Source organism: Solirubrobacter ginsenosidimutans (assembly GCF_027587205.1).
The window spans coordinates 40,166-58,529 of record NZ_JAPDOD010000004.1 but is presented as its reverse complement, the minus strand read 5'-3'; the positions used below and the strand labels follow the sequence as shown (position 1 = coordinate 58,529).

Sequence of the window (18,364 nt, the reverse complement as noted above, 5' to 3'; positions counted from 1 at the left end):
AACGTACCGCGCGCTGGTCGCCTTTCAGGCGATCCAGGAGTTCGTGCCCGCTAGCGCTGGGCGTTGAAGCGGCGCAGGCGCAGCGCGTTGGAGACGACCGAGATGCTGGAGAAGACCATCGCGAGACTGGCGATGACCGGGTTGAGCAGGCCGACCGCGGCCAGCGGGATGGCGGCGACGTTGTAGCCGAACGCCCACGACAGGTTCTGCTTGATCGTGCGCAGCGTCGCGCGCGAGAGCCGGATCGCGTCGGTGGCGGCGCGCAGATCGCCGGAGACGAGCGTGAGGTCGGAGGCCTCGATCGCGACGTCGGTGCCGGTGCCGATGCTCAGCCCGAGGTCGGCCTGCGCGAGTGCAGGAGCGTCGTTGACGCCGTCGCCGACCATCGCGACGACGTGGCCTTCGGCCTGCAGGCGGCGGATGACGTCCGCCTTGTCGCCCGGCAGGACCTCGGCGATGACCTCGTCGATGCCAACCTCGTCCGCGACGGCGCGCGCCGTGGTCGCGTTGTCGCCGGTGAGCAGCACGGGTCGCAGCCCGAGCGCCTTCAGTGACGCGACGGCATCGGCGGATGACGCCTTGACGGTGTCGGCGACGACGAAGATCGCGGTCGCCTGTCCGTCCCAGCCGGCCGCGATCGCCGTCTGCCCGCGCGCCTCGGCGGCACGGCGGGCGGCGTCGAGCTCGGGCGGGAGCTGCATGGGCGGGCGTGCCGAATTCAGCAGGGCCGGCCGGCCGACGACGAGTGCGTGGCCCTCGACGAGGCCCTCGACGCCGAGGCCCTCGCGATTGGTGAAGGCCTCGACGTCCGCCGGCGCGCTCTGCGCGGCCGCCGCCCTGGCGATGGCCTGGGCGATCGGGTGCTCGGACGCGTGCTCGAGGGCGCCGACGAGCCGCAGCGCCTGGTCGCGGTCGACGCCGTCGGCGACGGTGAACTCGAGCAGGCGCATCTTGCCGGTGGTCACGGTGCCGGTCTTATCGAGCACGACCGTGTCGACGCGGCGCGTGGACTCCAACACTTCGGGGCCTTTGATCAGCAGTCCGAGCTGGGCGCCGCGACCGGTGCCGACCATCAAGGCGGTCGGCGTCGCGAGCCCGAGCGCGCATGGGCAGGCGATGATCAGCACGGCGACCGCGGCGGTGAACGCGAAGCTCGCGCTCTCGCCGGTGCCCAGCCAGAACCCGAGCGTCGCGAGCGCGAGCGTGATCACGATCGGCACGAACACGCCGGAGATGCGATCGGCGAGGCGCTGGACCGGGGCCTTGCCGGTCTGGGCGTCCTCGACGAGGCGGGCGATCTGGGCCAGCGCGGTGTCGCCGCCGACCTTGGTGGCGCGCACGATGAGGCGTCCGCCGGCGTTGACCGTCGCGCCCGCGATCACGGTCCCGGGCTTGACCTCGACGGGCACCGACTCGCCGGTGAGCATGCTCATGTCAACCGCGCTCACACCGTCCTCGACGATGCCGTCGGTGGCGACCTTCTCGCCGGGGCGGACCATGAAGCGGTCACCGACCTTGAGCTGCTCGACCGCGATGCGGCGCTCGGTGCCGTCGGCGTCCAGAACGGCGACGTCCTTGGCGCCGAGTTCCAGCAGCGCGGTGAGCGCGGCGCCGGCACGGCGCTTGGCCTTCGCCTCGAAGTAGCGGCCCGCGAGCAGGAACGTCGTGACGATGCCCGCCGTCTCCAGATAGATCTGGTCGGCACCCTCACCCGGTTTGGGGATGACGTCGAAGGCCATGCGCATGTCGTTCATGCCGGCGTCGCCGAGGAACAGCGCGTACAGCGACCACAGCCAGGCAGCGAGCGTGCCGACCGAGATCAGCGTGTCCATCGTGGCGGTGCCGTGTTTGAGATTGGCCCACGCGGCCTTGTGGAACGGCAAGGCCGCCCACAGCACCACGGGCGTGACGAGGTTCAGCGAGAGCCATTGGAAGTTGTCGAACTGCAGCGCGGGGATCATCGCCAGCAGCAGCGCCGGCACCGAGAGCAGCGCGGCGAGGATCAGGCGGCGCCGCAGCGGCGCGGTCTCATCGAGTTCGCCCGCCGCAGCGGAAGCTTCGGGCTCAGCGGACGGCAACGTGGCCTGGTAGCCGGCGGCTTCCACGGCGGCCACGAGCTGCTGCGGGGCGACCGCGCCCGGGTCGAACTCGACCCGGGCCTTCTCGGTGGCGTAGTTCACCGACGCGGTGACGCCCTCGAGCTTGTTGAGCGTGCGCTCGATGCGGTTGGCGCACGAGGCGCACGTCATGCCGGTGATCGGCAGCTCGACGCGCTCGATCGCGATGGTGCTCATCGGGTCACCTCCTGGGTGAACGCGGCGGTGTGCAGATGCCCGTCGGCGGTCTTGAACTGGAGGAACAGGCGGTAGGTGCCCGGGGTCGGGAACGTCGCCATGAACCGCAGGCGGTTCTCGTCGGGGTGGACGTGCAGGAAGGCGAGATCGCCCTGGCGCAGTGCCACGAGGTGACCCTTGGCGCCGAGGTAGTTCTGGATGGCGACCGGCCTGCCGGCCCGGGTGACCGTGAGCGCCAGCTCCGATTCCCGGCCGGCCTTGGTGACGCTCCGGCTGAGCGCGACGCGCAGGCCATCGACCGCGACGGCGTCGGTCGGCGCGGGCAGCGCCTGCGAGCGCACAGAACCGTCGACGGTGATGTCGTCGGTCAGCGTGTAGGGCTTCTCGCCCACGCTGAAGTCGGCGAACACGCGGTAGGTGCCCGCATCTCCAAGAGTGACGGGGAGCGACCATGTGCCGTCGGCGTTCTCGGCCGGGTGCAGGTGCTGGAAGCCGGTCATGTCGCGGCGCACGACGATGAGGTGCATGCGCTTGGTGTGCTCGAGCTCGAAGTCGCGCACGGTCTGTCCGCGGCGGCCGATGATGCGGAAGGCCAGCGCGAACGGCTTGCCTTGCGGCGCGGTCCGGCGCGCGAGCTGGAGCGTGAGTCCGTTCTCGCTGACGGCGAGCCCGCGCACCGGCTGCGGCGTCATGGCGCCCATGCTGGGCGTGGTGGTGGTCTTGCCGGGGTGCACGTCGAGGCGGCTGCCGGCGAATGCGGCGCCGGCGAACACCAACGTGGCCATGAGGGCGAACCCGGCCAGTCGGCCGGCAACCTTCATGCCGTCACCTGTCTCGTCGAGCGGCTCATGCAGGGTTTCCTTTGGGGGTAGGCAACGAACGCTTCAGGCCGCGAGGCGGAAGCGCTCGCGGTAGGCGGCCGGGCTCACGCCCACGCGCCGGTGAAAGGCGCGACGCAGCACCTCGGGGCTCGAGAAGCCGGCAGCCCGCGCGACCGCGTCGAGCGACTGGGCGCCGTCTTCCAACAGCGCGCGGGCGCGTTCGACGCGCAGCGTCTCGACGTAGACCGCCGGGGTCTGCCCGACTTCGGCGCGGAAGGCGCGCGCGAAGGAGCGCTCGCTGAGCTGCGCGCGGTCGGCCAGGGCGGCGACCGAGAGGTCCTCGTCGAGATGGCCGCCGATCCACGCCTGCAACTCGCGCAGCGCCGGCCGCGACGCCTGCTGGACCGACAGCGCGCCGCTGAACTGCGACTGGCCGCCGGGACGCTTGAAGAACACGACCAAGAGGCGCGCGACCGCCAGCGCCACGTCCGCGCCGAGATCCTCTTCGACCAGGGCCAGCGCGAGGTCGATCCCCGCGGTGATCCCGGCCGAGGTCCAGACGTCGCCGTCGCGGACGAACAACGGGTCGGGATCGATGTCCACCTCGGGGTAGCGCTGGGCCAGGACCGTGCAGTAGTTCCAATGGGTCGTCGCGCGGCGCCCGTTCAGCAGGCCGGCCGCCGCCAGCAGGTAGGAACCCGTGCAGATCGACGTGGTGCGCCGCGCGCGGCGCGAGGCCCGCGCGATCCAGTCGACGATCGCCGGGTCGTCGCTCGCCCGCCGGGCGCCCTCGCCTCCGGCCACCACGAGTGTGTCATGGCGCGGGGGCGGCTCGGGCAGCGGATCGACGCCGAGCTTGAGGCCGTTGCTCATCGTGATCTGGCCGTCGCGGCCGGGGCCGACCACATCGATGCGGTACGTACCGGGCACCAGGTCGTTGGCGTCGCAGAAGACCTCGATCGGACCCATCACGTCCAGCGATTGGACGCCGTCGACGGCGAGAACCAGGACTCGGCGGATCGGTGGCATGCCGACAATCCTGCCACGCACCTACGCTGGCGCCTAGGACCGATATCCCACGATTTCCGCCACCCGTCGAATAGACGGATGTCTGGCCGTCACATCCGGGACGTGCGTCTCGGCGCGCGTGTCAGTCTCGCGGACCCGGGTAGTGTCGTGCTCGAGTGGGTTAGCCTTCCAACCGAGGTGAACACCGCCCGCGGGCGCGAGCGCTTTCGATGCGGGCGTTGACGTGAGTAGACCCCGATGCGACGTAGAGCCCTGACCGCCGTATGAGCCAGACCGCAAAGCGCAATCGCGTGACCGACGCGGAGCGCTACAGGGCCGTGAACGCCGCACGCGAGCGGTTCCTTGCCGGGGACGACCGCGTGCGCGGGGTCCGGCCCGAGGTGGCCACGTCGTGGTATCGCTGCCGCGAGCAGTATCGGGTCGACCCGGGCCTGAGCCAGGCTCCGGCCGCGTCCGCGCAGAAGGAGTCCTCGTCGGAGCACACGCTCGAGCACGAGATCGTGTTCGCCCAGCTCGGCGGCGCCGCGGCGTCGATCGCGAGCGAGGTCGAGAGCGCCGGCGGCGTCGTCACCGTCACCGATGGAACGGCTCGAATCCTGACCGTCCAGGGCGATAAGACGACGCTGACACGCGCCCGCGACAGCAACATGGCGCCGTGGTCGTGCTGGTCGGAGGCGGCCACGGGCACCAACGGGATGGGCACGGCGCTGGAGGCGCCCGGGCCGGTGCTGATCAGCGGGCCCGAGCACTGGTGCAGGGGCCTGGACGAGTGGGTGTGTGCCGGTGTGGCGGTCCGCGACGCCGTGACGCACGATCCCGTCGCGGTCCTCGACGTCTCGGCCTGGCGCAGCAACCTCCCGGCCCAAGCTGCCGGGTGGCTGTCGAAAGCGGTCGGCGGGGCGCGCGCGATCCTGCGCCAGCGTGCCCACGACAGCGGCGCCGAGCTGGCCGCGGCGTTCACCCAGACCCGAGCGCAGTCCGGACAGGGGCTCGCCGCCCTGGACGCGAGCGGCAGGGTCATCATCGCCGACGAGGCAGCCAGCCTCGTTCTCGGCGTCCCCGCGCGGGTGCAGGCGCTCGACCCGGCGGTCCGCTGGCAACCGACCCCGGACTTCCGGCGCCTCGCCCGACACGCCATCGAGCAGGCGCAGCTCGACCACGGCTGGGTCGGCTCGACCCAGGTGGTGACCGAGCTGAGCGGCGAGCCCTGCCGGATCAGCCTGCGCCCGGTGTTCCTCGTCGACCAGCCGATCGGGACGCTCGCGTTCTTCGGCTCCGAGCACGGCGAGCCGATCGAGCGCGAGCGGCACGAGCCAGGCCTCGCTCCGCCGTCGCGCATCGTGGGCGTGAGCGGCGAGAGCATGATCTTGTTGCGCCCGCTCGAAGTCCAGTTCGCGGAGGCCGACGGCAACGATGTCTGGCTCGTCACCGAGGAGGGGCGCCTGCAAGCCGCGGTGCGTGGCATCGACAAGCTCGAGGTCGAGCTGTCCGGCGGCGAGTTCCTGCGCGTCCACCGGCGCTTCCTCGTGAACCTGTCACGCGTCCGCGTGGTCGAGCGCGGGCCGCGCGGCGACCTGTCGTTGATCATGGACGGCACCACGCACGAGGCGGTCCCTGTCTCTCGCCGCAACGTCCCGACCGTGCGGCGCGCGCTCGGGCTCTAGACGTTCAGCGGCTTCTTCATCGTCCGGTACTGGAACCGCTCATCGCCGGCCGCCGTGCGCGCCTCGACGACGCGGTGGTGATGCGGTGAGAACCGGCAGACCGGGTCCGCCGCCGCGGCGTCGCCGGTGAGCCGCAGCGCCTGACAGCGGCAGCCGCCCCGATCCTCCTGCTGGCGACCGAGCGGGCACGTCCGGCACGGCTCCTGCATCCAGTCCGTGCCGCGGAAGCGGGCGAAGGCCTCCGACTGATCCCAGATCCACTGCAGCGGATGGTCGCGGACGTTGGCGAACTCGAGCTCCGGGATCGTCGACGCGGCCTGGCAGGGCATCACCGCACCGTTGGGCGCGATCACCATCGCCGTGCTGCCCCAGCCGCCCATGCACGCCTTCGGCAGCTCCTCGTAGAAATCCGGCAGCACCCACAGCACGGAGACCTTCGGACCCACCCGCTCACGGAAGCGCTGAACCGCCTCCTCCGCGCGCCGCAGCTGGCCCAGCGTCGGCATCAGCGCCCCTTGGTTGGGGACCGCCCAGCCGTAGTACTGGGTGTTGGCGAGCTCGACCCGTTGCGCCCCGAGCTCGAGCGCGAGCTCCAGCAGCGCCTCGACGCGGTCGAGGTTCTGGCGGTGCAGGACGCAATTGATCGTCAGCGGGAAGTCGAGCGCCTTCGCGGTGCGCGCCGCCGCGAGCTTCTTCGCGAACGACCGGTTGCCCGCGATGCGGTCGTTGTCGTCGGGATCGGGGCTCTGGATCGAGATCTGCACGTGGTCCAGACCGGCCGTCTTGAGCGCCTGGGCCCGCTGCGGGGTGAAGAGCGTCCCGGCGGTGATCAGCGACGAATACAGGCCCGCGTCGCGCGCGCCGGCGCACAGCTCGACGAGATCGCGGCGCAGCATCGGCTCACCGCCCGTGAGCGCGAGCTGGAGCACGCCGAGCCGCCCCGCCTCCTCGAAGACGCGGACCCAGTGGTCGGTCTCGAGCTCGTCGCGGTACGCCTCGCGGCCGATCTCGAGCGGGTTCGAGCAGTAAGGGCAGTGCAGCGGGCACTGATAGGAGAGCTCGGCGATCAGCGACGACGGCCTAGGGTGCATCGACCACGAGTCCTCTCTGCGTCATGGCGTCGAGCAGCTCGCGAACGTCGTCGCCCACGTCGGCGCCGTCGTAGCGCAGCGAGAGCGCGCCGACGATGTCGGCCAGCGAGCGCTCGCCGTCGCACAGGCCGAGCACCTCGGCCGCGGTGGGATTGAGCCGCACGACCCCTTCGGGAATCAGCAGCACGTGTTCCGCGCGCACGTCGTCGTAGTGCAGCCGCGCGCCCGTGACCAGGCGAGGACGCGTCATGTGAGCGCTCCCGCCGGCTGCGTGTCGCCGCGCTCGATGGCGTCCAGTTGCGCCCACAGCACCTCGGTCTTGAAGCGCAGCGCCGCGACGGCGGCGTCCTGCTGCTCGCGCGTGCGGCAGCGCGCGACGGTGAGGTCGAGCGCGTACTGCGCGTCGCGCGGTGCCTGCACGAGCCGGGCGCGGAAGTACTCGAGCCCGGCGCGATCGATCCACGGGTAGTGGCGCTCGAGCGCCTCGAGCCGGACGCGGATCGCGGCCGGCCCGAAGAGCTCGGTGAGCGATGACGCGACGGCTTCGACCCAGGGCTTGGAGCGCGCGAAGTTCACGTAGGCGTCGACCGCGTAGCGCACCGCGGGGAGCACCCGCCGTTCTGAAACGAGCTCGTCGCGCGACACGCCGAGCGCCTCACCGAGGCGCAGCCACGACTCGATGCCACCGGTTCCCTCGACGGTGCCGTCGTGGTCGAGGATGCGCTGGACCCATTCGCGCCGGACCGCGACCTCGTCGCAGTTGGCCATGATCGCCGCGTCCTTGAGCGGGATGCACTTCTGGTAGTAGAAGCGGTTCGCGACCCAGCGCTGCAGCTCCTCGCGCGTCAGCTCGCCCGCGTCCATGCGCCTGTGGAACGGGTGCTGGTCGTGGTAGCGCGAGCCTTGCGCGCGCAGGCGGGCGATGAACTCCTCGGTCACAGCTCGACCTCGAGACCATCGTAAGCGACTTCGACGCCTGACCGGGCGACGAGCTCGCGCTCTGGCGAGTCCTCGAGCAGGATCGGATTCGTGTTGTTGATATGCACCAGCACCTTGCGCGGGCGCTCCAGGACGGCGAGCGCTTCGAGGCTTCCGCCGGGGCCGGAGAGCGGTATGTGGCCCATGTCGTGCGCGCTGCGCTGCGAGATGCCGAGTCGCGCGAGCTCGTCCTCGCGCCAGAACGTCCCGTCGACGAGCACGAGGTCGCTGGCGGCGAAACGGGCGAGCACGCCGCCGTCCATTCCGGCAAGCGCGGGGGCGTAGGTGACGACGCCGCCGGTCACGCCATCGCGGAAGACGAACCCCGTCGCCTCGTCGTCACCCGCCGGAAACGACTCGACGCTCAGGCTCGACGCCGCGAGCGACAGCGGCTGCCCGGGTTCGAGCACCGTCCACTCCACGCCGCAGAAGCGCTCCAACATGCGCAACAGCGTGTCCTCCAGCACGCGCTCGACGCCCGCCTCGCCGAAGACCCGTACCGGCGCGGTCGATTCGCGCAGGAGCAGCAGCCCTGCCGTGTGGTCGATCTCGGCGTCGGTGAGCAGCACGCCGGCGATCGGCGGCGCGCGGACGCCGTCGACGTCACGCCCGTCTACGAGCGTCTCGAGTTGCTGGCGCGCGTCGGGTGAGGCGTTGACGAGAAACCACGGCCCCTCGACCCCGCGGATCGCCAGCGACGATTGCGTGCGCGGCCGCGCGCGCACTCCGGCACGCGCGGCCGCGCAAGTCCCGCAACGGCAGTTCCACTGCGGGAACCCTCCTCCGGCGGCCGAGCCCAGAACGCGGACGCGCACGGGCGCCGGCCCCTCAACCACCTACCGGTGGAACACGTAGAGGGTGACTTCCGAACACAGCTCGACGACCTCGAACTTCGGCTTGACCCACGTCATAGTGCCTCCTTTAGATGGACGATCCTGGTGGTGTTCAGACGATGCGCATCGAGGTGACCGCGGCCGGCCCGGACGCGCTCGGGGCCGATCTGATCGCCGCGGCAGGGGGGAGGGCCTCGGAGCTGGGCGCTCCTGTGCGTGCTCTGGCGGACGCCGATCCGGTCGCGCTGGTCTACACGTCCGGCGCCCCGCTGGCCGTCGTGGCGCTCGGGCCCGGCGTGGAGGGGCTGCGCACCGCCGCCGCGCGAGCGGTACGCGCGTGCCGCGGCGGCGGGACGGTGGCATGGGCGCTCGATCCGTCGCTGCCCGTCGCGATCGACGAGCAGGTCCGCGCGCTCGCCGAAGGCGCCGTCATCGGCGGCTACGACGCGCGCCGATATCGCGGCGTCGAGCGCCTCCGCGGCGTCGAGCGCTTCGTGATCTGCGGCTGCCGCGAGGACTTCGCGCCCGTCGCGGCGCGCGCCGCGTGCGTCGCGCGCTGGACCAACGTCGCCCGCACGCTCGTGGACGCGCCACCGAACGTGATGACCCCGGCCGGCCTGGCGGAACGCGCCGCGGCGGTGCCGCGGCTGCGCACCGAGATCATCGACCCCACCGAGGCCGGGCTCGGTGCGCTCACCGCCGTCGGCGGCGGTGGCGCGGAGGCACCCGTGTTGGTCGTGCTCCGCCACGAGCCGCCCGGCGCGCCCGCCGCACCCCGGCTCGCGCTGATCGGGAAGGGCGTCACGTTCGACGCGGGCGGCTACTTCCTGAAGTCGCGGCCGGACATCGTCCGCCAGAAGGCCGACATGGCCGGCGGCGCGGCGGTCGTCGCGGCGCTGGGTGCGATCGCCGAGCTCGGGCTCCCGCTGTCGGTCACGGGCATCGTCCCCGCCTGCGAGAACCTGCTCAGCGGCACCGCGATCAGGCCGACGGACGTCATCACGACCGCTGCCGGCCTGACCGTCGAGGTGACCAACCCCGATGCCGAAGGACGCCTGATCCTCGCCGACGCGCTGTGGTGGGCACGCCGCGACGGCGCGACGCACCTCGTCGACCTGGCGACGCTGACCGGCGCCATGCACGAGGGCATGGGGGACATGTACGCCGGCGTCTTCGCCAACGACGACGCGTGGCGTGACGCGGTCGTGGACGCGGGGAACGCCGGCGGCGATCTCGCGTGGCCGTGGCCGCTGCATCCGCGCTACCGACCCCTGATCGACTCGACCGTCGCCGACCTGCGCAACAACGCCGGCAAGAGCTTCGGCTTCCCGATCGTGGCCGCCACGTTCCTGCGGGAGTTCGCGGGTGAGGGTCCTTGGGCACATGTCGACATGCTCGGCACGGCGTTTCCGGACGACGATCGCGGCGATGCCTTCGGCCGCGGCGCGACGGGCTACGGCGTCCGCATGCTCGTCGAGCTCGCCGCGCGCCTGAGCGTCGCGGCGAGCTCGTGAGCGCAGGTCACCCGACGAGATAGAGCGCACCGGCCGCGACCAGCAGGCCCGTCCCGGCGAGTCGCGGGGCCGAGGTACCGCGCGCGAACGGAAGCGCACGCGGGAGCCAGACGGCCGCGAGCAGCCCGGCGAGCGCGAGCAGCGAGCTCGACAGGGCCTGCGTGACGGCGTCGCCGAGCACCGACCCCGTGCGCTCACCGGCCAGACCGTAGGTCAGGTTGTCGACGGTCAGCACGATCGGCACCAGCCAGATCGGCCAGGTCGCCATCCGCTGCATCCCCGCGACCACGACCAGCAGATAGAGCCCGATCGCAACCAGCGATCCGACCTCGACGATCTCGGACGTGGCCTCAGAGAACAGGCCCCAGCCAAGGCCCGTGCCGATCAGGAACGCGACACCGTCGGCGAGGCCGAACAGCGCGGCGAACCGCAGGCGCGAGCGTCTCTCGACGAGCGCTCCGATCGCGAAGCCCGCGATCAGGCTGTCGATGCCTAGAAGTAGGAAGCTCATGAATCACCTCACACGCTGATTGACATCGCTCGCGCTCACTCCGGCAGCGCGAAGGCGAACAGTCCGCTTCCCTGACCCGCTCCCAGCATCCCGGGCAGGAACCCCTCGGTCCACGCGCCCCAGCCCGTCGGCACGGCGATGTACTGCCGCCCGTCGACGCTGTAGGTGGAAGGGCTCGAGTGGTGACCGCTGCCGCACTGGAAGTGCCACAGCAGCTCACCGCTGTCGGCGTCGAGCGCGTTGAACTCACCGGTCGGCTCGCCGCCGAACACCAGGCCGCCGGCAGTGGTCAGGAGCGACGAGCACATCGGGATGTCATTGCGCCAGCGCCAGCGCTCCTCGCCGGTGCGCGGGTCGAAGGCGCTGATGGACCCGGCCATGTCCTCGAGGTCCACGGCGACGCCCGCGCCCCAGTAGGGGATGCTCTCCTTGAACTCCCGGCGCCGCCGCGTGGCCGTCGCGCCGACGTCCTGCACCGGGCAGTAGAGGAGCTCGGTGTTCGGGTTGTAACAGGCGTGCGTCCACTCCTTGGCACCGGCCGGACCGGGCCAGAAGTGCACCGGGTCACCCTCCTTGTCGGGGAAGACCTTTGCCGTCGCGTTGCCCTTCTCGTCGACCTCGCCCCAGTCGATCCGGTCGACGAACGGCGCCACGCGGACCGCATCCATGTTGGTGCGATCGAGGATGTAGAGGAACCCGTTCTTGTCGAAGTGGGCGGCGAGCCTCTGCCCGTCAAGGTCGATGAGGATGTGCTCCATCGTCGAGTCGTAGTCCCACACGTCGTGCGGGGTGTACTGGAAATGCGCCTTGATCTTGCCGGTGTCGACGTCCACGGCGACGCCGGAATCGGTGTAGAGGTTGTCGCCCGGGCGGACGCCTCCGTCGAAGTCGGGACACGGGTTGCCCGTCCCGAAGTACAGGAGGTTCAGCTGCGGGTCGAACGTGCTTGTCACCCAGCAGTTCGCGCCGCCGCGCGCCCAGGCCTCGCCCTCCGCGGGCCAGGTGTCGGAGCCGGGCTCCCCGGGCTTGGGCACCATGTAGCAGCGCCACACCCGCTCACCGGTCTCGAGCTTGAACGCGTCGGCGTGCCCGCGCACGCCGAACTCGCCGCCGGAGCTGCCGACGATGACCATGTCCTTGACGATCAACGGTGCGACGGTGGCACTCTCGCCGGCCCGGACGTCGCCGAAGGTCTGGTCCCAGAGCTTCGTCCCGCTCTCGGCGTCGAGGGCGATGATGTGGGCGTTCAGGGTGGCGACGAACACCTTGCCCTCGGCGACGGCGACGCCGCGGTTCACGTTGCCGCAGCAGAGCGACACGTCGTACGGGATCGCATGGCGGTACTGCCACAGCAGCGATCCGGTCTGCGCGTCGAGCGCCCAGACCCACCCGTCCCAGCCGGAGACGAACATGATGCCGTCGACGACGAGCGGGGAGGCCTCGAACGAGTACGTCGACTTGCCCGAGTGCAGGCCCACCGAGCCGCACTGGAAGACCCACGCGGGGGTGAGCTTGGAGATCGTCTCCTTGTTGATCTGGTTGAGCGGGCTGTAGCGCTGCCCGTCGTAGGCGCCGTAGTACGTGAGCCAGTTGTGCGGCTCCGAGCGGGCGTTGAGGATGCGCTCGTACGTGACGCCCTGGGCCACCGGCGGCGCGATCCCGATGATGCCGCTCAGAGTCGAGTTGCCGACCGCCGTTCCTGCGTCTACATATTCGATTGCCATCAGGTGCTCCTCTCCAGCTACGGGCGCGGTTGCGGTGGACGGTCGAGCCGGGCCTCGGGGGGTGCGTCACCCTCGACGACGATCGCCGCCGTCAGCCCGCGACCCTCGTCATTGCCCGTGCGGGAGCCGTACCAGTAATACCCCGGGCCGTCGAGCTCGAGCGTGGCGATTCCCCTGGAGTGATTCACCAACCAGATGAACTTGTAGTCGCCGTTGCACGGCAGTACCGCGCAGTGGGTGTTCTTGTCATCGTTGATGAGCTCGAGCTCGAGCACGCCCGCGTGGGGGATGACGAGGACCCCGGGCTCGAACACCAGCTCGTCCTCTGGGATCCGGACGGTGGCGTGCATCTTGCCGTCGTCCCCTTCCTCGGCGTGCCCGAGCTTCCCTCGGCCCAAGATGCGGCCGAGCGTCGTCCCGTTCTGCTTGTCGAGGTCCGCTACATCGACGATCTGACTCACAGCGCCCCTCCTGTCCAATTTCCGGGACTCCGGCGTGAGGTCCCGCAGGGGTTCTCTCGGAAGGCTTCACTCACTTCCGACGTGGCCGGATCGTATTGCCGTAAATGGGTGTGCGCACCCGATCGAAGCGAAGCTGCCGTTCGCGCGCGGACCGGCACCGCTCGTTCGGGATCGGGCGCCGCTGGTTTTTGGTCAGTGAGTCGCGCCGGCGAGTTGCGGGCCGGCCGCGAGCGTCCCGCCCACCGCCTCGAGCACCGCGCGTGCCTTCAGGAGCATCTCATCGTGTTCGTCGTCCGGGTCCGAGCCGGCGACGATCGCGCCGCCCGATCCGATCCGCAGCCCGTCGGGCGATGCCACCAGCGTGCGGATGACGATGCTGAGGTCGGCGGTGCCGTTGACCGACAGGAACCCCAGCACCCCTGAGTAGACGCCGCGCGGGCCTGCCTCGAGCCGGTCGATGATCTCGAGCGTGCGCTGCTTCGGCGCGCCGGTCATCGAGCCGCCGGGGAACGCCGCGCGGATGCAGTCGATCGCGGACGCGTCCTCGCGCAGCCGGCCCCGGACGGTCGTGACGAGCTGGTGGACGGTGGCGTAGGACTCGACGGCCATCAGCGCCGGCACCTCGACGCTCCCCAGCTCGCACACCCGCCCGAGGTCGTTGCGCACGAGGTCGACGATCATCAGGTTCTCGGCGCGCGACTTCTCGTCGGCACGCAGCGCGGCCGCGCGGTAGGCGTCCTCGGTGGGGTAGAGCCCGCGCCGGGCGGTGCCCTTGATCGGCTTGGACTCGACGCTCCGCTCACGGTCGACGCGCAGGAAGCGCTCGGGCGAGGAGCTGAGCACGGACACGTCGCCGAGGCGCAGCAGCGCCGCGTAGGGCGCGGGGTTGCGCGCGCGCAGGGCACGGTACGCCGCGAGCGCGTCGATCGCGCCGTCGCTGTACAGCTCCGTGGTGAGGCAGACCTCGTACGTCTCGCCCTCGAAGATCTCGTGTAGGCAGGCGTCGATGTTGGCCAGGTAGGTGTCGCGATCCTCGCGCGGAGTGAACGACAGCGCTCCGGCGGTGGGCGGCGTCGGCGGCGGTGCGTCGGGTGCGTCCAGGAGCTCGCGTTCGGTCGAAGCCAGCCACGCACGGGCGGCGGCCTCGCCATCGCCCGCGGCGAGCGCGAGCAGGTGCACGCGGCGCCGCTCGTGGTCGAACGCGATCAGCCGGTCGCAGAAGACGAGCGCGGCGTCAGGCAGCGCCGATCGGTGCACGCCCTCGCCGCCCTTGAGCTCGTAGCCGAGGTACCCGGCGAAGCCGCCGGTGAAGTTCAGCGGCAGCTCCGGAGCGTCGGCCCGCAGGCGAGCGAGCTCGCGCTCGCAGTAATCGAGGACGTGCTCGTGCGACCGCACCAGCTTGCCCGCGCGCTGGACCGTGAGCTCACCCGTCGCCACGTCGTAACGCACGACCTGGCCGAGCGGACCCTCGGGAGCGCCCATGAACGAGAAGCGCGCGAGCCCGGGCTCCGCGAGCGAGCTGTCGAGCCACACAGCGTGCTCGCGCCCGCCATAGAGCGCGACGAACGCGGACTCGGGATCGCACCAACGCTCGAGCGTGCGGTGGTGGATGCGGACGGCGGAGGCGGGCCGGCGGGTGTGTCGTGGCACGGGCCGCGGAGCGCGTCGCCGCGCGTGCGTGAGGTCGCGGAAGTTGCGGGCCAGCGTGCGGCCGTGCTCGGTGCAGATCGACTCGGGATGGAACTGCACGCCCCACAACGGTCGCGCGCGGTGCTCGAGCCCCATGACGACGTGGTCGAGCGTCCACGCCGTCACGCGCAGGTCAGCGGGAACGATGCCGACGACCAGCGAGTGGTAGCGCACGGCGTCGAAGCCCTGGGGCATGCCCGCGAACAGGCCCAGCCCGTCATGGTGGATCGCGCTCGTCCGGCCGTGCATCACCTCGGGTGCATGGCGGATCGTGCCGCCGCTGACGTGCGCCAGGGCCTGGTGGCCGAGACAGACCCCGAGCACCGGCACCTGCGCGTGCTCGAGCGCCGCGGTCGAGACGCCGACGTCACGCGCGCGCTCGGGGCGCCCTGGCCCCGGCGAGATCACGATGTTGTCCGGCCGCAGCGCGGCGAGCTCCTGCCATGTCAGCTCGTCGTTACGCACGACGATCGGCTCGTCGCCGTTGACCTCGCCCAGCAGGTGGAAGAGGTTGAACGTGAACGAGTCGTGGTTGTCGATCAGGAGCGTGCGCATCGGCCCCGCGCTTACACTCTCGCAACGTTGGCACATGGTTTGCCAGATGCACCCGTCCTCGAGACGGTGGTGACGACGATCAACCCCGACGACAGCGTCAATTGCGCCGCGATGGGCGTCGAGTGGGGCGAGGGGCAGATCGTCATCAAGCCCTTTCGAGGTACCCGCACGCTGCGCAACCTGCGCGCCACCGGAGTCGCCGTCGTGAATCTGACCGACGACATCCTGCTGTTCTGCCAGGCGGCGCTCGGGGACCCGCGTCCGCCGACCCGGGCGGCGGCCGGCGTCCGCGGCGCGGTGCTTGCGGACGCATGCTCGTGGCGCGAGGTGCGCCTGGAGGAGATCGATGACGGCGAGGTGCGCGCCCGCGTCCGCACGACGGTCGTCGGCGGCGGTGTCGCGCGCGAGTTCCTCGGGTTCAATCGCGCGTCGTACGCGGTGCTGGAGGCGTCGATCCTGGCCTCGCGGGTACGGCTGCTCGACATGGAGCACATCCGGACCGAGCTGCACCGCCTGCAGGTGCTCGTGGACAAGACGGGCGGTCCGCGCGAGCGCGAGGCGATGGCCTATGTGCGCGCGGCGATCGGAGACTCTTGAAGGTCCGCGTCGAGGCGCCCGCTCGTCTGCATCTGGGCATGCTCGCGGTGGCCGGCGACGGCCCGCGCCGCTTCGGCGGGGTCGGGGTGGCGGTCAGCCGACCGGCCGTCGTCATCGAGGCGCGGCCGGCGGACGAGCTGGTCGTGGAGGGCGTCGAGGCTGAGCGCGCGCTGGTGTTCGCGCGGCGCTGCCGTGACGCGCTGGGGCTGCAAGGTGGCGGCCATCTGCGGATCGTCGAGGCGATCCCGCCGCACGTCGGGCTCGGGTCGGGCACCAAGCTCGCGCTGGCCGTAGCGCAGGCGCTGATCGCGCTGCGCGGGCGCAGGGTCGCCGCGCCGGCGCTGGCCGAGGCCGCCGGCCGCGCGGCCCGCTCCTCGGTCGGGCTGTGGACGTTCGCGCTCGGCGGCCTCGTCGTCGAGGGTGGGGTCCGGCGCGACAGCGAGCGCCCGTCACCGCTGCTCACCCGTCACGCGGTGCCGGACGAGTGGCGGATCGTCCTCGTCGTCCCGACCGCCGAGCCGGGGCTGTCGGGGACGGCCGAGAACCAGGCGTTCGCGCGGCTCGTGCCGTCCGCCGAGCGCTCGGCGGCGATCGCGCAGCTCGTGCTCACGTCGCTGCTCCCCGCGCTCGTCGAGCACGACGTCGAGGAGTTCGGCGGCGCACTGACGCGCGTCCAACAGCTCGTGGGCGACGCGTTCGCCGCCGTGCAGGGCGGGCGCTTTCACCCACGCGCCGGAGCGCTGGTCGAGGCGTTGCTCGACGGCGGAGCCGCCGGCGCCGGCCAGAGCTCGTGGGGACCAGCGGTCTACGGCGTGGTCGGAAGTGAAGCCGCGGGTCGCGAGCTCGCGAGCCGGATGGAGGAAATCGTCGGCGCAGCGGGGAGCGTGGCGCTCGTGAAGGTCGACAACCACGGTGCTCGGTGCGAGCGCGCATGAAGTTGCTCGTGAGCGTCGTCGACGCCGCGGAGGCGCGCACGGCCGCCGTCGCGGGCGCCGACATCGTCGACGTCAAGAACCCCGCTGAAGGCTCGCTGGGCGCGCCGTCGCCGGCGGTCATCGCCGCCGTGCGCGACGTGGTGGACCCCGGGCGCACGGTCAGCGCCGCGATCGGCGACATGCCCAATCTTCCCGGCACGGCGGCGCTCGCCGCCCTGGGCGCGGCGCGCAGCGGCGCGGCGCTCGTCAAGGTCGGCCTCTACGGCACGTCGACCGAGGACGAGGCGGTCGCGCTCCTGCGGGCGGTCCGCGACGCCGTCGCCGGCGTGGACGGCGCCGAGGTGGTCGCGGCGGCCTACGCGGACGCCCGGCGCGTGCCGCAAGCCCCGCTGGCACCCGAGCTCCTGCCGCGCGTGGCGCGTGCCGCCGGCCTCGCGATGTGCATGTTCGACACGGCGATCAAGGACGGCCGCGGACTGCTCGACTGGCTCACTCCCGACGCGCTGACGACTCTCGTCGCCGAAGCCCACGCCGCCGGCCTGCAGATCGCACTGGCCGGCGCTCTGCGAGCCGAGGACCTGCCCGTGGTGCGCGCTACAGGGGCCGACATCGCCGGCGTCCGCTCGGCCGCCTGCAGCGACGGCCGGCGCTCCGCCCCGCTCGACGCCGCCCGCGTCCGCGCCCTGCTCGCCACCACCCGCACAACCTAAAGGGACCGCACAACCTATAGGGGACAGTCCCCTTTAGGTTCGCGACGCCGCCGCACACGGCGCGACGTGGACCCGCTTGTCTAAAGGGGACAGTCCCCTTTATGTTTGCTACGCCGCGGCGCGCGGTGCGATGAGCCCGGCGACGTGGAGCCGGTGGGCGACCTTGCGGGCGCTCTTCGCGCACGTGGCCTCCGGGACGGCACCGCCCCACACGGCGGCGGCCTCCTGCGCCCGCTCCAGAAGCTCGCCGAGCACCTGCGCCGACGGCCGGGTCTCGATCAGGCAGCGCAGGCCGAAGCCGACGTGCCAGCGCTCGTCGCGCTCGACGCGCTCCACCCCCTCGCGCACGCCTGGGAGGGTGCCGTCGGCGAGCTCGTCGAGCAGCGCGTGCTGCCCGGCGTCGAAGACGACCCCTTCGAGCAGCATGTGGTAGAGGCTGACGCCCTCGCTGAGCCCGGTACGCCCCGCCGCGAGCTCTGTGGCCATCGCCGGCAGGCGCTCCTCGAACAGCTCGAGCATCGCCGGCGGGACGTAGGCGCGGGCCGCGGCGCGCCGCTCCTCGGGCGTCGCTCCCGGCAGCCCGAGCACCTCGGCGCCGATGCGGTCGAAAAGCCTCGCGTGGCGCTGCTCGTCGCGCCGCTGGAGGAAGAACACCCAGGCGATCAGGCTCTCTTGCGAGGCGAGCGTGGCCTCCCGCGCCGCGTCGGAGAACGGTGTCAGCTGTTCGGCGACGGCGTCCTCGGCCACGCAGAACCCGGCCAGCAGCGTCAGCAACCGGTCGCGACGCTCGGGCGGGAGCTCAGGCCATTGAAGGGCGTCCGGCGCCAGGTCGATGGCCATCGGATTCCACTGCAGGCGGGCCACGATCTGGGAGAAGAAGTTGGGCCAGAAGCTGCGCTTGGCGAGCACGAAATGCCCGGCCACGACACGCTCCCAGAGCTGCCGCTCACCCATGAAT

Annotated in this window: 17 protein-coding genes; 5 read left to right on the top strand and 12 right to left on the bottom strand. The window is 71.6% G+C overall.

The features are described 5' to 3' along the window. Positions 1 to 50 precede the first annotated feature (50 nt). From OM076_RS06890 to OM076_RS06880, 3 genes are all read right to left on the bottom strand, one after another. A complete protein-coding gene (locus OM076_RS06890; protein ID WP_270038756.1) occupies positions 51 to 2,294 on the bottom strand; it encodes a heavy metal translocating P-type ATPase in 2,244 nt (747 codons plus the stop codon). After that, a complete protein-coding gene (locus OM076_RS06885; protein WP_270038755.1) occupies positions 2,291 to 3,115 on the bottom strand; it encodes a DUF8832 domain-containing protein in 825 nt (274 codons plus the stop codon). Before OM076_RS06885 ends, OM076_RS06890 begins: the two co-directional genes overlap by 4 nt. A 63-nt stretch (positions 3,116 to 3,178) precedes the next feature. Then, positions 3,179 to 4,144 (bottom strand): GlxA family transcriptional regulator, encoded by a 966-nt coding sequence (locus OM076_RS06880; protein ID WP_270038754.1) that lies wholly within the window; start codon positions 4,142 to 4,144, stop codon positions 3,179 to 3,181. Positions 4,145 to 4,407: 263 nt separating this feature from the next. Here OM076_RS06880 and OM076_RS47105 point away from each other — a divergent pair, with 263 nt between their 5' ends. Then, positions 4,408 to 5,808, top strand: a complete 1,401-nt coding sequence (locus OM076_RS47105; protein ID WP_270038753.1) for a DNA-binding protein — start codon at positions 4,408 to 4,410, stop codon at positions 5,806 to 5,808. Here the strand turns inward: OM076_RS47105 and pqqE are convergent. From pqqE to pqqB, 4 genes are read right to left on the bottom strand one after another with little or no spacing between them, the layout of a single operon-like run. After that, positions 5,805 to 6,899, bottom strand: coding sequence for a pyrroloquinoline quinone biosynthesis protein PqqE (pqqE, locus tag OM076_RS06870; RefSeq protein WP_270038752.1), 1,095 nt, complete (start codon positions 6,897 to 6,899; stop codon positions 5,805 to 5,807). The genes OM076_RS47105 and pqqE overlap by 4 nt on opposite strands. After that, a complete protein-coding gene (gene pqqD / locus OM076_RS06865; protein ID WP_270038751.1) occupies positions 6,889 to 7,149 on the bottom strand; it encodes a pyrroloquinoline quinone biosynthesis peptide chaperone PqqD in 261 nt (86 codons plus the stop codon). Before pqqD ends, pqqE begins: the two co-directional genes overlap by 11 nt. Beyond that, positions 7,146 to 7,838, bottom strand: a complete 693-nt coding sequence (pqqC, locus tag OM076_RS06860; RefSeq protein ID WP_270038750.1) for a pyrroloquinoline-quinone synthase PqqC — start codon at positions 7,836 to 7,838, stop codon at positions 7,146 to 7,148. Before pqqC ends, pqqD begins: the two co-directional genes overlap by 4 nt. Then, positions 7,835 to 8,692 carry a pyrroloquinoline quinone biosynthesis protein PqqB gene (pqqB, locus tag OM076_RS06855; protein ID WP_443732129.1) on the bottom strand — a complete coding sequence of 286 codons (858 nt, stop codon included), beginning with the start codon at positions 8,690 to 8,692 and terminating at the stop codon, positions 7,835 to 7,837. The genes pqqC and pqqB overlap by 4 nt, the downstream gene beginning before the upstream one ends. Positions 8,693 to 8,802: 110 nt before the next feature. On the opposite strand from pqqB, the gene OM076_RS06850 reads away from it, so the two are divergent. After that, the gene (locus OM076_RS06850) at positions 8,803 to 10,224 is read left to right on the top strand and encodes a M17 family metallopeptidase (protein ID WP_270038748.1); all 1,422 of its coding nucleotides are present in this window, start codon (positions 8,803 to 8,805) and stop codon (positions 10,222 to 10,224) included. A 7-nt stretch (positions 10,225 to 10,231) separates the two neighbouring features. On the opposite strand, the gene OM076_RS06845 is transcribed toward OM076_RS06850, so the two are convergent. The 4 genes from OM076_RS06845 to pabB all read right to left on the bottom strand — a co-directional run bounded on the left by OM076_RS06845 (position 10,232) and on the right by pabB (position 15,164). Then, on the bottom strand, positions 10,232 to 10,735 hold the full coding sequence (locus OM076_RS06845; protein ID WP_270038747.1) for a hypothetical protein: 504 nt from the start codon (positions 10,733 to 10,735) through the stop codon (positions 10,232 to 10,234). A gap of 35 nt (positions 10,736 to 10,770) precedes the next feature. Further along, entirely contained in the window at positions 10,771 to 12,459 is a 1,689-nt protein-coding gene (locus tag OM076_RS06840) for a PQQ-dependent dehydrogenase, methanol/ethanol family (RefSeq protein ID WP_270038746.1), read from the bottom strand. 17 nt (positions 12,460 to 12,476) lie between these two features. Beyond that, positions 12,477 to 12,920, bottom strand: coding sequence for an MSMEG_3727 family PQQ-associated protein (locus OM076_RS06835; protein ID WP_270038745.1), 444 nt, complete (start codon positions 12,918 to 12,920; stop codon positions 12,477 to 12,479). A 192-nt stretch (positions 12,921 to 13,112) separates the two neighbouring features. Next, the gene (gene pabB, locus OM076_RS06830) at positions 13,113 to 15,164 is read right to left on the bottom strand and encodes an aminodeoxychorismate synthase component I (protein WP_270038744.1); all 2,052 of its coding nucleotides are present in this window, start codon (positions 15,162 to 15,164) and stop codon (positions 13,113 to 13,115) included. Between the two features lie 39 nt (positions 15,165 to 15,203). Here pabB and OM076_RS06825 point away from each other — a divergent pair, with 39 nt between their 5' ends. The 3 genes from OM076_RS06825 to OM076_RS06815 are packed head-to-tail and all read left to right on the top strand — an operon-like array spanning position 15,204 to position 17,406. Further along, positions 15,204 to 15,761, top strand: a complete 558-nt coding sequence (locus tag OM076_RS06825; protein WP_270038743.1) for a DUF447 domain-containing protein — start codon at positions 15,204 to 15,206, stop codon at positions 15,759 to 15,761. After that, a complete protein-coding gene (locus tag OM076_RS06820; protein ID WP_270038742.1) occupies positions 15,758 to 16,696 on the top strand; it encodes a beta-ribofuranosylaminobenzene 5'-phosphate synthase family protein in 939 nt (312 codons plus the stop codon). The genes OM076_RS06825 and OM076_RS06820 overlap by 4 nt, the downstream gene beginning before the upstream one ends. After that, entirely contained in the window at positions 16,693 to 17,406 is a 714-nt protein-coding gene (locus tag OM076_RS06815; RefSeq protein ID WP_270038741.1) for a (5-formylfuran-3-yl)methyl phosphate synthase, read from the top strand. Before OM076_RS06820 ends, OM076_RS06815 begins: the two co-directional genes overlap by 4 nt. 108 nt (positions 17,407 to 17,514) lie before the next feature. On the opposite strand, the gene OM076_RS06810 is transcribed toward OM076_RS06815, so the two are convergent. Further along, entirely contained in the window at positions 17,515 to 18,360 is an 846-nt protein-coding gene (locus tag OM076_RS06810) for a ferritin family protein (RefSeq protein WP_270038740.1), read from the bottom strand. Positions 18,361 to 18,364: the final 4 nt, after the last annotated feature.

Coding starts and splice junctions, on each gene's coding strand:
- OM076_RS47105 (WP_270038753.1), top strand. CDS start 4,408: ATGAGCCAGACCGCAAAGCGCAATCGCGTGACCGACGCGGAGCGCTAC.
- OM076_RS06840 (WP_270038746.1), bottom strand. CDS start 12,459: ATGGCAATCGAATATGTAGACGCAGGAACGGCGGTCGGCAACTCGACT.
- OM076_RS06885 (WP_270038755.1), bottom strand. CDS start 3,115: ATGAAGGTTGCCGGCCGACTGGCCGGGTTCGCCCTCATGGCCACGTTG.
- OM076_RS06890 (WP_270038756.1), bottom strand. CDS start 2,294: ATGAGCACCATCGCGATCGAGCGCGTCGAGCTGCCGATCACCGGCATG.
- pabB (WP_270038744.1), bottom strand. CDS start 15,164: ATGCGCACGCTCCTGATCGACAACCACGACTCGTTCACGTTCAACCTC.
- OM076_RS06850 (WP_270038748.1), top strand. CDS start 8,803: ATGGACGATCCTGGTGGTGTTCAGACGATGCGCATCGAGGTGACCGCG.
- OM076_RS06845 (WP_270038747.1), bottom strand. CDS start 10,735: ATGAGCTTCCTACTTCTAGGCATCGACAGCCTGATCGCGGGCTTCGCG.
- pqqD (WP_270038751.1), bottom strand. CDS start 7,149: ATGACGCGTCCTCGCCTGGTCACGGGCGCGCGGCTGCACTACGACGAC.
- pqqE (WP_270038752.1), bottom strand. CDS start 6,899: ATGCACCCTAGGCCGTCGTCGCTGATCGCCGAGCTCTCCTATCAGTGC.
- OM076_RS06810 (WP_270038740.1), bottom strand. CDS start 18,360: ATGGGTGAGCGGCAGCTCTGGGAGCGTGTCGTGGCCGGGCATTTCGTG.
- OM076_RS06880 (WP_270038754.1), bottom strand. CDS start 4,144: ATGCCACCGATCCGCCGAGTCCTGGTTCTCGCCGTCGACGGCGTCCAA.
- OM076_RS06815 (WP_270038741.1), top strand. CDS start 16,693: ATGAAGTTGCTCGTGAGCGTCGTCGACGCCGCGGAGGCGCGCACGGCC.